We start from the raw sequence: 13,066 nt of genomic DNA on the forward strand, positions 1-13,066 counted from the left end.
TAGCATTTTTACTTAATGAGGCTGCTATGCTTCCATCCGCTCCACGAGACCCTGAAGCGGTCAAAGGCGTTATGTTCGGCTTGACGGCCTACACCATGTGGGGGTGTTTTCCGCTCTTTTTTGCTCTCTTCGATGGGATTCCTGCGCTCGAAATCTTGATTCATCGGATTTTATGGTCATGCCTATTTCTGGTCGGATTGATCAGTGTTCTGCGCCGCTGGCCGCCGGTGGTAGCGGCATTGATCGAACCCAAGCGCCTGGGACGGGTGCTGGCCTGTGCGTTGTTGATCGCCTTCAACTGGGGTATCTATATTTACGCAGTGGAGAGTAAGCAGGTACTGCAAGCCAGTTTAGGCTACTTTCTCACACCGTTGGTGAATGTCGCACTCGGCATGTTAGTACTGCGAGAGGTGATGGCTAAATTGCAGTTGGTGGCCCTGGGCCTTGCCAGCCTAGCGATTGCCATTCAGTTCGTCATGCTGGGGGAATTACCATGGATCAGTCTGCTGCTCGCGTTGAGCTTTGGTAGCTACGGCTTGTTTCGCAAGCAGGTTCCGCTGGATGGCTTATCCGGACTCTTTGTGGAAACGCTGCTGCTTTTTCCTCTGGCCTTGGTCGCGTTAACGTGGATGAGTTGGCAGGGAACATCGCACTTCTTGCACGATGTCCCTATGTCTGCGCTTCTCGTCGTGAGTGGCGTTCTGACCGCCCTGCCCCTCATGGCCTTTGCAGGCGCGGCCCGCCGTCTACGTTTAGCAACGCTGGGATTCTTGATGTACATCAACCCCAGCATTCAATTTTTGATTGCACTGACGATCTTTGGTGAGCCGCTGGGCCTGATTCAACTCGCCACTTTTGTAATGATTTGGACAGGACTGGCACTCTACTCTTGGTCATCCTGGCAGTCACGCCCTCGCCAAGCGGCCGTTTGACGCTGGCAGTGCTGGCTCCTCGCTCACCGGCTTGGCGGTCTCTTTGTCGGGCTGATACCCCACTCGAAAGCCGCCCCAGTGTTTGCCGTTGACATAGATGGGCACAGAGAGGTCATGCATGATCTCTCCGGTATCGCGTTTGTACGTTTGTAGTAACAGTGGCTTCTCATGCGCACCGCAGCGACTGCCAGTCGGGTCGTCGAAAATTCGTTTGCTACGACAATACTTAAGGTCGTGGTCGTAGTCGCCGGTGGGTTCGCGGCTCACTGCAGCGTTGTGAGTCGGCACGTATCCGTTGCGGTCGCAGGCAATCGCATAGCTCAAACCATGCTCGCTAAGCAGCGGCTCTTGTAGCGTGGGCAGCTGTTGGTCGGTGAAACGGTCGAAGCCGGTATGGTACAGCGGCGGACGGGTGCCACTGATGGCAGCGTAGTCGGGTTGAAACAGCGCCGCTTCTGATAATGTGCCTTGCGCAATGGCCGTTTCGAACAGCTTGCCAATGCGGTCGGCCGTACGGCGGGCGGCCATGAATACCGTTTGGTGCCGCCCCAGCAATCGCTGCTGTGCCAATTCGCCATCGACGCCTTCGGCAGCATCCATCAGCGCCCGCGCTTGCAGGGCCAGCTCGTGCATATTGCGATTACCTTCGTCCACGTCCTCTTCCAACTGCCGTAGGCTGTCGGCGACGGTCTGGCTGTGCGCCTTCGTGCTGCTCATGGCCTCCGCCACGCTGGTAATCTCTTGCTCGACTTGATCGAACTCTTCCGTGATCGTCGCTAGGCTGCTGCCGACACGCTGCATACCTTGAGAGCGCTCTCGCACGCGGGTCATCAGATCGTTCATCGTGACCACCACGCTTTGCCCGCTTTGATGCATGTCTTTCACTAGATCATCGACGCTCTGAGTAGCGGTAGAGGTTTTCATCGCTAAGTTACGAACCTCCCCCGCCACCACGGCAAACCCACGCCCGTGTTCGCCAGCGCGCGCCGCTTCAATGGAGGCGTTCAAGGAGAGCAGGTGGGTTTGCTCTGCGATGTCTTCGATCATCGAGGTGACACTCCGCACCCGCTCGATTTTATCGTTGAGCGCCGTCAGCATCTCCAATGCTTGGCTGGAGCGTTCGGCCACGTCGGTCATGTCCTGAATGATATCCGTCAGCTCGTCATGATTGTGGTGGCTAGCTTGACGAGCGCTTTCAGCCAGTGCAGCCACTTGAGAGGCGCTGGCGCTGACCTGCACGATGGCGGTGTTGATCGCGCTCATACTTGAGGACGCCTCGCTCGCCATGCTCTCCTGCTTGCCCAATCGCTGAGCCATCAGGTCGGCGTAGTGCGACACTTCTGCCGAGGCGATGGCGGTACTGCTGGCACGCTTCATCAGTCGGTACGCCATGGCCCGAAGGGACCCATAATCACGCAGGGGTTTGAATAGCGCAGTGCGTTCCAACTGTTGCTGACCCGCGTTATAAATGCCATAGAGGGCACTTACGACAGCCGTCATTCCTGCCAACAAAGCGCATACCATCGCCGCATAAGGCCATGGTCCAGGAAGCGATACCAGCCAAGTCGCCGTAATGATCAAGAGCAGTGGCACTAGCCAACGAAGTAGTCGCATGTGGTGCACTCTTTTGTAATTGACGTTGTTGAGTCGTAAGACGATGCGATAGGGGAGATTCCCACTTTCTCAGTCAGCTTAACGGTTTATGCTAATGAAATAAGTAGCACTTTGGGGGAAGAGCGCAGTACGGGGAAATAACCCAACCATGCCGTTATTGAGGACATAACGCGCTAAACTATCTGCCTTCGTTTTTGCTGTTGCTTTCATACTGACGTGGCGAACGCCTAGGAGCTTATGTTCAAACGCTATTTGCCCATCTTCAATTGGCTACCTCATTACCACAAGCGTTTGCTGGGAGCCGATCTTCTGGCGGGGCTGATCGTGACCGTCATGGTCATACCGCAGTCACTGGCTTACGCCCTACTGGCAGGCCTGCCAGCGGTAGTGGGGCTGTATGCCAGCATTTTGCCGCAATTGCTCTACACCTTGATGGGCACCAGCAGAACCTTGGCCGTGGGGCCCGTCGCCATCATCGCACTGATGACTGGGGCAGCCCTCTCTTCGGTGGCCACTCCGGGCTCGCCCGAATATCTCCAGGCGGCCCTTGTGCTTTCATTGCTCTCCGGTGCCCTGTTGGTTGCCATGGGCGCGATGAAGATGGGCTTTTTTAGCAACTTTTTGAGTCATCCGGTCATATCCGGTTTTTTGACCGCGTCAGGCATATTGATTGCCGTCAGCCAGCTGGGCAGCCTGTTAGGCGTCGCCAGCAGCGGTTTTACGTTGCTCGAACGCTTGATGACGCTGCTACCCAACCTATCTACCTACAACCTGTACACCATGGCCATCGGTGGAGGAACGTTGCTCTTTCTGGTGCTGATGCGCCGCTTCGGCAAGAAGAGCCTCATCAAACTTGGCCTCCCCGCCACACTCGCTGATTTAATCACCAAAGCAGGCCCGGTGTTTGCCGTGATCATCACCACCCTGGCCACGTGGTATTGGCAGCTCGCCTACAACGAGGGTGTAGCCGTCGTTGGCACCATTCCCAGTGGCCTGCCCGCCTTGAGCTTTCCTTGGAGCGACGTATCACTTTGGCGGGCACTCCTTATCCCCGCCATGCTGATCAGTTTGGTAGGCTTCGTGGAATCGGTCTCTATGGGGCAGATGCTGGCGGCAAAACGGCGCCAGCGCATCTCTCCCAACCAGGAGCTGATTGGCTTAGGAGCCGCCAACTTAGCGGCAGGATTTACCAGCGGCATGCCTGTTACAGGCGGCTTATCCCGCACCGTCATCAACTACGATGCGGGCGCGCAAACGCCTGCTGCTGGGGCCTTTGCCGCGCTCGGCATTGCACTTGTGACCATGGCATTTACCGGCTGGCTCTACTATCTGCCCATCGCGACGCTTGCCGCCACCATCACGGTGTCTATTTTGACCCTGGTGGATATCCCCATGCTGCGCCAAACCTGGCGCTACTCCCGCAGCGACTTTGCCGCCATGGCGGTCACCATTCTATTGACGCTGGTGGAAGGGATCGAAGCAGGCATTATCGGCGGGGTGACGCTCTCCATTGCGCTCTTTTTGTACCGCACCAGCCGCCCCCACAGCGCGTTAGTGGGCCGGGTGCCGGATACCGAGCACTTTCGCAACATAGAGCGCCACGATGTGGAGACGGTAAGCAACGCAGCCCTACTGCGCATCGATGAGAGCCTCTACTTCGCCAATGCCCGTTATCTCGAAGACACCGTCTACAACTTGGTGGCCAGCCGCCCAGAGCTTGAGCATGTCGTGCTGATCTGTTCAGCGGTCAACCTGATTGACGCCTCAGCCTTGGAGAGTCTGGATGCCATCAATGCTCGCTTGAAGGATTCCGACGTCAAACTGCACTTATCAGAGGTGAAAGGCCCGGTGATGGATCAGTTGAAAAAAAGTGACTTCTTGGATGCTTTAACCGGCCGGGTATTTTTAAGCACCTACGCTGCATGGCGCGAATTTTCTTAGCTTTAAGAATCATAACTTATTGAAAAGCCAGGCAACCGCCTGGCTTTTTACGTTGTGCTAAGGACTATTTATAGCCGCCTATGAGAACAGCGTTGACAGCCTCTCTGGCCTTACCTACTATCACTCGACCACTTAGCAAAACTAAATACCGCATAGCAAAACATAAAGTAACTGAACGTAACGAGCCCAAAAGCAACAATCACAATAGAAGCAACCACAATAAAGGAGCATTTCAATGCGTCCGTTTGCTCACCGCCTGTTCATCGCTGCCCTCCCGCTCTCGTTGTTAGGAGTGGCGGTCAGCCACGCCAACGAAGTAGAACTCCCCAGCACTATGGCCTGGACCGCCTACGGCACCAACTCCAGCGGCTACGCCCAGGCCGTTGCCATTGGCAATATGCTACAGAACAAGTACGACTCTTCTGTGCGCATTCTGCCTGGCGATAACGATGTCTCCCGTATGACGCCCCTCAAACAGGGTCGTGTTGACCTGTGCGCCTGCGGTATCGCCAGCTACTACGGCGCCGAAGGGGTCATGATGTTTGCCGACCGCGATTGGGGCCCGCAGCCGCTGCGCGTGATTACCACCTCTACCGCGTCGTTTGGCCTGTCACTGGCCGTGGCGGGGGATTTGGACGTTGAAACCCCCGCCGATTTAGCAGGCAAACGCATTGCTTATATTCGCGGTGACGATGCCCTTAACAAAGGCACTGAGGCGTACCTTGCCTTCGGCGGCCTAACCTGGGATGACGTTGAACGCGTTGATTACCCCGGCTATGCCCGCTCTTTCGACGGTATTATTGCTGGCGATGTGGACGCCTCGTTCACTACCACCGTTACGCCGCCCGCTCAGCAGCTCGCGAGCAGCCCTAGGGGCGTTAGCTGGCCGGTGCTTGACCCTAACGATGAAGCTGGCTGGGAACGCATGGCGGCGGTGGCACCTTACTTCCGCCCCCATGAAGTCACCGCCGGTGCAGGCGGCATTAGCGCCGACAACCCGGTACCCAGCGCCAGCTATCCCTACCCCATTGTGGTGGCGAATCAAGACCTTGATGACAATGTCGCTTACGGTTTAATCAAAGCGATGCAGGAAAACTACGACGACTACAAAGATAACGCGCCGGGTGCAGTGGGCTACGCGCTGGAGTACCAGGATCTACAGTGGGTAATCCCATTCCACGACGCAGTGGTGGAGTACTACAAAGAGATCGACGTGTGGACCGATGAGATGCAGGCCCACCAAGACCAACTCGTTGAGCGTCAAAACGTATTAATGCAGGCCTGGGAGCAGTTTATGCAAGACGCACCCAGCGATGCCGATACGTTTACTACTGACTGGATGGCCGCCCGCGCCACGGCGCTCACCGATGCTGGGTTCGAGCCGATCTTCGAGTAACTCGCCACGGGGCGGCGCTCGCCGCCCCTGCTGATTGATGGAACGCCCTATGACCACCGATACCACACCTGCCAGCACGCCGCAGGTTAAAGAAAAAATCAGCCAAATCCGCGAGCTGCCTCTGGCGCTTCGTTGGGTGCCTGCCACCGTCACCGTATTACTCATGATGATGACGCTGGACTACCTGTTTAACTGGGGCTTGCTCACGTTCGTGACCGGGCTGGAAACTCAGTTTTACTACGCAGTGGTGGCACTGCTACTGCCGCTCGTGTTTCTGCTATGGCCCATGCGCAGCAGCCAACAGGAGCAATCCATTCCCTGGTATGACTACCTGCTTAGCGCTGTCACGCTGATCGTGGGTGGCTACTTTGTGTATAACGCTGTTCCCATTCTGGAGCGCGGCTGGGCGTTTGCAGCTCCGGATATCGCCATTTATTTCAGCTATGCCTACTGGTTATTGATTATCGAAGCCGCCCGCCGAGCCGGCGGTTTGCCGATTGCCATCATTGCCGGGGTGTTCTCTCTCTACCCCTTAGTAGCCGATATCGTTCCTGGCCCCATCCAGGCATTCCCCTCTAGCCTGCCTGAAACGGCGATGTACCACACCATGAGCACCGAAAGCATCATGGGGGTTCCGCTACAGGCGTTTGCGGGCCTGGTGATTGGCTTTCTGGTGTTTGGCGTGGTGCTGCAAAAAAGCGGCGGTGGCAAATTCTTCATTAATTTAGCCTTTGCGCTTTTAGGCCATGTACGCGGCGGCCCGGCTAAGGTGTCGATTTTTTCCAGCGGCCTGATGGGTTCCATGAGCGGCAGCGTGATCAGTAACGTGCTGACCACTGGGGTGCTCTCGATTCCGGCCATGCGCCGCATTGGCATGAGCCGCTCGTTTGCGGGCGGTGTGGAAGCCTGCGCCTCAACTGGTGGCGTATTGATGCCCCCGGTGATGGGTGCCACCGCCTTCGTGATGGCCATGTTCCTGGATATTCCCTACTCAGCGGTGGCGCTGGCAGCGGTCATCCCCTCGATTCTCTATTTCCTTGGCCTGTTCATTCAAATTGATGCCTATGCCGCGCGCAATGACATCAAAGGCCTGCCCGCCATAGAGCTACCGTCGATTAAGCAAACGCTGAAAGAGGGCTGGTACTTTATCTTCGTCTTCGGCCTGCTGGTATGGATGCTGCTGATCATGCAGCGCGAAGCGGTTGCCCCGTTCTATGCAACCGCCCTGCTGTTAGTGCTCAACCAACTCTCTAAGCAGAACCGCTGGGGTTGGAAGGATGTCACCGAGACGCTCTCGTCAGCGGCCAAACTGTTCGCCGAACTCATCGCCATTCTGGCGGGCGTGGGTATGCTGGTGGGCGCGCTCTCCATGACCGGCCTTTCCGGCACCATTGCCAACGACTTTATCAATATCGCTGGCGGCAGCGTGCCGCTACTGCTGATTATGGGCGCGGTAACAAGCTTTGTGTTGGGCATTGGCATGACGGTCACTGCGGCCTATATCTTCCTGGCGGTGGCGCTCGCCCCTGCGTTGATTCAAGGCGGCGGCCTGGACCCCATGGCGGTGCACATGTTCATTCTCTACTGGGGCATGCTCAGCTTTATCACGCCGCCCGTGGCACTGGGTGCCTTTGCCGCCGCCACCGTGGCCGGTGCACGCCCGATGGAAACCGGCCTGCAGGCCATGCGCCTAGGCAGCGTGATTTACTTTATCCCCTTCCTGTTCGTGCTGAACCCTGCGCTGATCATGCAGGGCGAACCATGGATGATCATTGCCGTGTTTATCCAAGCAGTCATCGGCATCATTCTGTTTGCCTCTGCCATGCAAGGCTACCTAATGGGTGTTGGGCGATTGGGCTACGGCGCGCTGCAGGAAATCGTCATTCGCGCGCTAGTACTGATCGCGGGGCTACTGCTCGCCCTACCGGGCGGCGGCATGGTACCGCTAAGCCAGTGGGAGTTGATCGGTTTAGCCGCCGTGGCGCTGCTACCCGCCGTGGTGCTTGCCCGCCTTAGCCAGCGCCATCACCAGCGTTCGCTCACTGCCAACGCTTAATACCACCTTCGAGGATATTTATGAGCACAAAAACAAACCTCACCCTCGTACTCGGTAGTTTAACGGCAGGCCTGCTGGCGGCTGGAAGCGCTAGCGCCATGCCTAGCACGCTGAATTGGACCGCGTATGGCACCGGCACCAGTGGCCATGCGCAGATTATGGCCATCAGTCAGCTGCTACAAGAGGAGCACGGCACTCAGTCCCGCGTTATTCCAGGTGAAAACGACACCATGCGCATGACGCCGCTGAAAACTGGCCGCGTGGATCTCTGCGCCTGCGGCATTGCCAGCTACTACGGCTCTGAAGGCGTGATGATGTTCGCCGGGCCGGACTGGGGCCCGCAGCCTATTCGGGTGATTTCAACCTCCATGGCGAGTTTTGGCATAGGCATGGCGGTGGCAGGCGACGTAGAGATGGGTTCCATCGCTGATCTGGAAGGTAAACGGCTAGCCTACCTGCGCGGCGACGATGCGCTGAACAAAGCTGCTGAAGCCTACCTAGCATTCGCAGGTTTGACCTGGGATGACGTTGAACGAGTCGACTTCCCCGGCTACAACGCCGCCTTCGACGGCATTATCAGCGGCCGTGCCGATGCCGCTATTACCACCACCGTGACACCGGCGGCGCAGCGGTTAGCGGCTAGCCCTCGTGGCTTACAGTGGCCAGAACTGCCCACTGACGATGAAGCAGGCTGGGCACAGATGCTGGAACTGGCGCCCTACTTCCAGCCCCACGATGTGACGTCAGGCGCGGGTATTAACGCTGAACAGCCGCTGGCCAGCGCCAGCTACCCTTACCCCATTCTAGTGAGCAACGCCGATTTAGCCCCTGAAACTGTCACCGGCTTGATCACCACGCTAGTGGAGTCGTTTGACGACTATAAAGATAACGCCCCAGGGGCTAGCGGCTATGCCCTTGAGAATCAAAACATGACCTGGGTAGTACCTTTCCACGATGCTGTGGTGGCGTACTACCAAGAAAGCGGTGTATGGACCGATGAAATGGACGCCCACCAAAACGCCCTGGTGGAGCGGCAACAGCTGCTAATGGACACCTGGGAAGCCTATCAAGCCGATGCCCCCGAAGACGAAGCGGCATTTATCGACGGCTGGATGGAAACTCGGCGCGTCGCCTTACAAGAAGCTGGGTTAAACCCCGTTTTCTGATGTTGCTTCAATCACGACGGAAGTCATTACCTAAGGCCGCCACTGTGCGGCCTTTTGTTTAGCCAACTATATTCCGCAATGCGGAACGTTATTTTGCATTATTGACTCCAACGGTGTCTTTCGCCATGATCAACTCATTCCGAATAACAACTTTAAATTTCATATAGCGAAATACGGGAGCCACTATGAGTGTTCACTACCAGCGACATGGCGAGGTCGGCGTCATTAGTATCGCTAACCCGCCCGTCAACGCATTGAGCCAAGCGGTGCGTAGCGGTTTGCTCAGCGCCCTTGAAGAGGGGTTGGCCGACCAGCAGGCCCAAGCACTGGTGGTGATGGCAGAGGGGCGCACCTTTATTGCGGGTGCCGATATACGTGAATTTGGCAAGCCACCCCAAGCGCCACTGCTACCGGATGTCATTACCCAGCTAGAAGCCTGCCACAAACCGCTTATCGCATCGCTACACGGCACAGCGCTAGGTGGCGGCTTGGAAGTTGCGCTGGGTTGCCACTATCGTGTTGCGCTGGCAGGCACTCGCGTAGGTTTACCAGAAGTGAAGCTTGGCTTACTGCCCGGCGCAGGCGGTACTCAGCGGCTGCCCCGTTTGGTAGGTGTGGAAAGATCCCTAGAAATTATTACCAGCGGTCGCTTTGTAGACGCCGCTGAAGCGCAAGATATCGGCATTATCGATGCCATCAGCGATGCCCAAACACCGCTGGAAGCGGGTTTGGCAGCGGCAAAAGAGGTATTAGCGGGACAACAGCAGGCGCGCATCACCGGTCAGCTACCCGCTCCAGAGGCCAACCCCAAGGCCCTTGCTGCCATGCGAGAGCAGCTTGAATCCAGCGCACCGGCACTGTTTTCTCCGTTTCGCATTGTGGACGCCGTTGACGCCTGCACCAAAGCCGCATCTCTGGAAGAGGGTTTGCATCGCGAGCGTGAGCTATTTCTTGCCTGTATGGACTCCCCCCAGCGCGCAGGGCTGATTCACCTGTTTTTTGCCGCTAGAAATCCCCATGTCGTCCCTGGCGTAGACAATGCTGAGCCCTTTGCGCAGATCGCCCTTATCGGTGAGCACCCGCTGTTTGAGACGCTTCATAGCGCCACCCAGCGCGCCAACATAACGCTAACCGATACCCCAAACGATAGCACTGAGCTGTGCCTGCTCGCCCCTGGCGAAGACGCAAGCGCCTGCCCTTCTCAAGCGGTCACCGTAACGCTGCAGTTACTTACCGCAAATGCCCCAACATCGCCTCTCAGCCTAGTGCTTGCCGAGCGCGGCCCCTTCCATGAATTGATGAATCACAGTGCCAGCGCGACCGACCAGCAGCGGGCAGCCTTAACGCTCAAAGCGCTGCGAGCCAACGTGGTGGTTAGCAAGTCGCCTAGCGTATTGAGCACGCTTTATAACGCCGCAACACAAGCGCCCAACAACGACGCTCAGTCAGCCATGGAGCAGGCGAGCCTGACGCTAGCGCAGCAAGGCGCCTGCTACCGCGAGAGCGATATTGATCTGCTGGCAGTGGAAGCGTTGGGCTACCCACGCCATTTAGGCGGGCCGCACCGCCAAGCCACGCTGCCATCCCATTTATCGATTCACAAAAAGACGCCTTCCGAGGATGCACACTCATGAACCTGACGTTTAGCCCCGAAGAGCAGGCATTCCGCGAGGAAGTCCGCCGATTTTTAGCCGATGCACTGCCGAGCGACATCCGTGAGCGCGTGCGCCTTGGGCGGCATCTGCGCGCCGATGACCACATCCGCTGGCAGAATATTCTCAGCGAACAAGGGTGGCTTGCCGCCAACTGGCCTGTTGAGCACGGCGGTCCAGGCTGGGGCCCGGTGCAGCGACATATCTTCGATGAAGAGTGTGCCGCCGCCCACGCCCCTACGGTGGTGCCCTTTGGCGTCAACATGGTCGCGCCAGTGATCATGAAATTTGGCAGTGTGAAGCAGCAACAGCACTACCTGCCGCGGATTCTTAATAACCAGGACTGGTGGTGCCAGGGCTACTCCGAGCCGGGTGCTGGCTCGGATTTGGCGGGCTTATCCACCCGCGCCGTGCTCGATGGCGACCACTACATCGTCAACGGGCAGAAAACCTGGACCACCCTGGGCCAGCACGCCAACATGATGTTCTGTTTGGTGCGTACCGACCCCCACGCGAAAAAGCAGGCGGGCATCAGCTTTTTACTGATTGATATGCAGACCCCCGGCATTACCGTACGGCCGATTATCACCCTCGACGGCACTCATGAAGTCAACGAAGTGTTTCTCGATAATGTGCGCGTGCCGGTAGAAAACCGCGTGGGTGAAGAGGGCCAAGGCTGGACCTGCGCCAAATTCCTGCTAACCCACGAGCGCACCGGCATCGCCGGGCTTGGCCACGCTAAGCAGGCGCTGCGCCATTTGAAGTCCCTCGCAACCCGTATGCAGCATCGCGGCAAGCCGCTTTTATCGCTCCCCAGCTTTCGCCAGCGGGTGGTCAAAGCCGAGCTTGAGCTGATGGCACTGGAAGTGACCAACCTGCGCGTGATTGCCGCAGCGCGAGATGGCGGGGTGCCGGGGGCAGAAAGCTCGCTGCTAAAAGTACGCGGCTCTGAACTGCGCCAAGAGATTAGCGAGCTTACCCGCCGTGCGCTTGGCCCTGCTGCCCTGCCGTTCTTCCCCGAGTTTCTCCATGGTGATGAATCGCTGGCTGATGAATATGCCCAAGGCGCTGCCACCAGCGCCCAGTATTTTAATCGTCGCAAGCTGTCGATTTATGGCGGTGCCAACGAGATTCAAAAAAGCATCGTCGCTAAAACCATTTTAGGTATGTAAGGGGGTCACCATGGATTTTGCACTCACCGACGAGCAGCGCATGCTCGAAGAGACACTGACACGCTTAGTGGCCGACCAGGTAACGCCCGAACAGCGCCGCGCTATGCTTGAAGCGCCTGCCCAAGGGGCCAGCCCGCTATGGCGCACTTTTGCCGAGCTGGGCCTGCTGCATATGCCGTTTAGCGAAGACGTCGGCGGGCTAGGCGGCGACGGCACCGATTTAATGATTATTATGCAAGCGTTGGGGCGCGGCTTAGTGCCAGAAGCGTACCTGTTTGGGTTAGTCATGCCCGGGCAGCTGCTTGCGCTATGCGCCAACCCCGCACAGCAAGAGCGCTGGCTGGCTCCGCTGTTAGAAGGTGAACACCAGCTCGCCTTGGCTTGGCAAGAACACACCGCCCGCTATGACGCGTTCGATATTTCGACCCAAGCGAGCCAACACGATGGCCAGTGGCAGCTTAACGGCCGCAAAGATGTCGTGATGAACCCAGGCAGTGCCGCCGCCACGCTGGTGACCGCCCGACTGCCTAACGGCAAGTTAGGCGTGTTTATCGTCCCTGCCAATACGCAAGGCGTCACCTCACATACCTACCGCACGATGGATGACCAGTCCGCCGGTGACCTAACGTTGAACAGCGTTGCACTGCCACTTGAGAACTGCCTAAGCGAAGACGCAGGTGACGCATTGGCAGAGGTGCTGGCCCTGGGCCGCGCCGCGCTGTGTGCCGAGGCCATTGGTGCGATGGAAACTGCCTGCGACCAAACCCTCGCCTATTTAAAAGAGCGCAAGCAGTTTGGCCTGCCGCTGGCCACGTTCCAGTCACTGCAGCACCGCATGGTGGATATGCACCTTCACCTAGAACAGTCGCGCTCTATGGCGATTCTCGCCGCCACCAGCCTCTCGCTGCCTGCTGATGAGCGGGACTATAAAATCGCCGCGGCCAAGGCCTACTGCGGCGAGTCTGCGCGCTTTATTGCGGAACAAGCCATTCAGCTTCATGGCGGCATGGGTATGACCGAAGAGTGCTACGTGGCCCACTACGCCAAACATCTAGTGATGTTTGATCACTACCTGGGCGACAGCGACTATCACCTTGAGACGGTGAGCGAAGAGCTTGACGCCGCCTAAGGAGAAGC

Annotated in this window: 9 protein-coding genes; 8 read left to right on the plus strand and 1 reads right to left on the minus strand. The window is 57.6% G+C overall.

What is annotated here, in order from left to right:
* Positions 1–26 precede the first annotated feature (26 nt).
* Positions 27–932: an EamA family transporter RarD gene (gene rarD, locus NH398_RS03250; RefSeq protein WP_159342071.1), complete on the plus strand. Its 906-nt coding sequence runs from the start codon at positions 27–29 to the stop codon at positions 930–932.
* On the opposite strand, the gene NH398_RS03255 is transcribed toward rarD, so the two are convergent.
* The gene (locus NH398_RS03255; RefSeq protein WP_253016439.1) at positions 906–2,546 is read right to left on the minus strand and encodes a methyl-accepting chemotaxis protein; all 1,641 of its coding nucleotides are present in this window, start codon (positions 2,544–2,546) and stop codon (positions 906–908) included. The genes rarD and NH398_RS03255 overlap by 27 nt on opposite strands.
* Before the next feature lie 237 nt (positions 2,547–2,783).
* On the opposite strand from NH398_RS03255, the gene sulP reads away from it, so the two are divergent.
* From sulP to NH398_RS03290, 7 genes are all read left to right on the plus strand, one after another.
* Positions 2,784–4,487, plus strand: a complete 1,704-nt coding sequence (gene sulP, locus NH398_RS03260; protein ID WP_253016441.1) for a sulfate permease — start codon at positions 2,784–2,786, stop codon at positions 4,485–4,487.
* Between the two features lie 235 nt (positions 4,488–4,722).
* Positions 4,723–5,883 (plus strand): TAXI family TRAP transporter solute-binding subunit, encoded by a 1,161-nt coding sequence (locus NH398_RS03265; RefSeq protein ID WP_253016443.1) that lies wholly within the window; start codon positions 4,723–4,725, stop codon positions 5,881–5,883.
* A gap of 49 nt (positions 5,884–5,932) precedes the next feature.
* A complete protein-coding gene (locus tag NH398_RS03270) occupies positions 5,933–7,939 on the plus strand; it encodes a TRAP transporter fused permease subunit (RefSeq protein WP_253016445.1) in 2,007 nt (668 codons plus the stop codon).
* Between the two features lie 20 nt (positions 7,940–7,959).
* Complete coding sequence (locus NH398_RS03275) at positions 7,960–9,105, plus strand: TAXI family TRAP transporter solute-binding subunit (protein WP_253016447.1); 1,146 nt, start codon at positions 7,960–7,962, stop codon at positions 9,103–9,105.
* A gap of 185 nt (positions 9,106–9,290) precedes the next feature.
* On the plus strand, positions 9,291–10,739 hold the full coding sequence (locus NH398_RS03280; RefSeq protein ID WP_253016449.1) for an enoyl-CoA hydratase/isomerase family protein: 1,449 nt from the start codon (positions 9,291–9,293) through the stop codon (positions 10,737–10,739).
* Positions 10,736–11,929, plus strand: a complete 1,194-nt coding sequence (locus NH398_RS03285) for an acyl-CoA dehydrogenase family protein (RefSeq protein WP_253016451.1) — start codon at positions 10,736–10,738, stop codon at positions 11,927–11,929. Before NH398_RS03280 ends, NH398_RS03285 begins: the two co-directional genes overlap by 4 nt.
* Positions 11,930–11,939: 10 nt before the next feature.
* Positions 11,940–13,058: an acyl-CoA dehydrogenase gene (locus tag NH398_RS03290; protein ID WP_253016453.1), complete on the plus strand. Its 1,119-nt coding sequence runs from the start codon at positions 11,940–11,942 to the stop codon at positions 13,056–13,058.
* Positions 13,059–13,066 lie beyond the last annotated feature (8 nt).

The organism is Halomonas sp. CnH100-B, from assembly GCF_024124605.1.
Taxonomy (GTDB): domain Bacteria; phylum Pseudomonadota; class Gammaproteobacteria; order Pseudomonadales; family Halomonadaceae; genus Vreelandella.

Bases quoted from the DNA above. Each gene is read 5' to 3' on its own strand.
- NH398_RS03255 (WP_253016439.1), bottom strand. From the start codon at position 2,546: ATGCGACTACTTCGTTGGCTAGTGCCACTGCTCTTGATCATTACGGCG.
- NH398_RS03270 (WP_253016445.1), top strand. From the start codon at position 5,933: ATGACCACCGATACCACACCTGCCAGCACGCCGCAGGTTAAAGAAAAA.
- NH398_RS03285 (WP_253016451.1), top strand. From the start codon at position 10,736: ATGAACCTGACGTTTAGCCCCGAAGAGCAGGCATTCCGCGAGGAAGTC.
- NH398_RS03275 (WP_253016447.1), top strand. From the start codon at position 7,960: ATGAGCACAAAAACAAACCTCACCCTCGTACTCGGTAGTTTAACGGCA.
- NH398_RS03265 (WP_253016443.1), top strand. From the start codon at position 4,723: ATGCGTCCGTTTGCTCACCGCCTGTTCATCGCTGCCCTCCCGCTCTCG.
- sulP (WP_253016441.1), top strand. From the start codon at position 2,784: ATGTTCAAACGCTATTTGCCCATCTTCAATTGGCTACCTCATTACCAC.
- rarD (WP_159342071.1), top strand. From the start codon at position 27: ATGCTTCCATCCGCTCCACGAGACCCTGAAGCGGTCAAAGGCGTTATG.
- NH398_RS03290 (WP_253016453.1), top strand. From the start codon at position 11,940: ATGGATTTTGCACTCACCGACGAGCAGCGCATGCTCGAAGAGACACTG.
- NH398_RS03280 (WP_253016449.1), top strand. From the start codon at position 9,291: ATGAGTGTTCACTACCAGCGACATGGCGAGGTCGGCGTCATTAGTATC.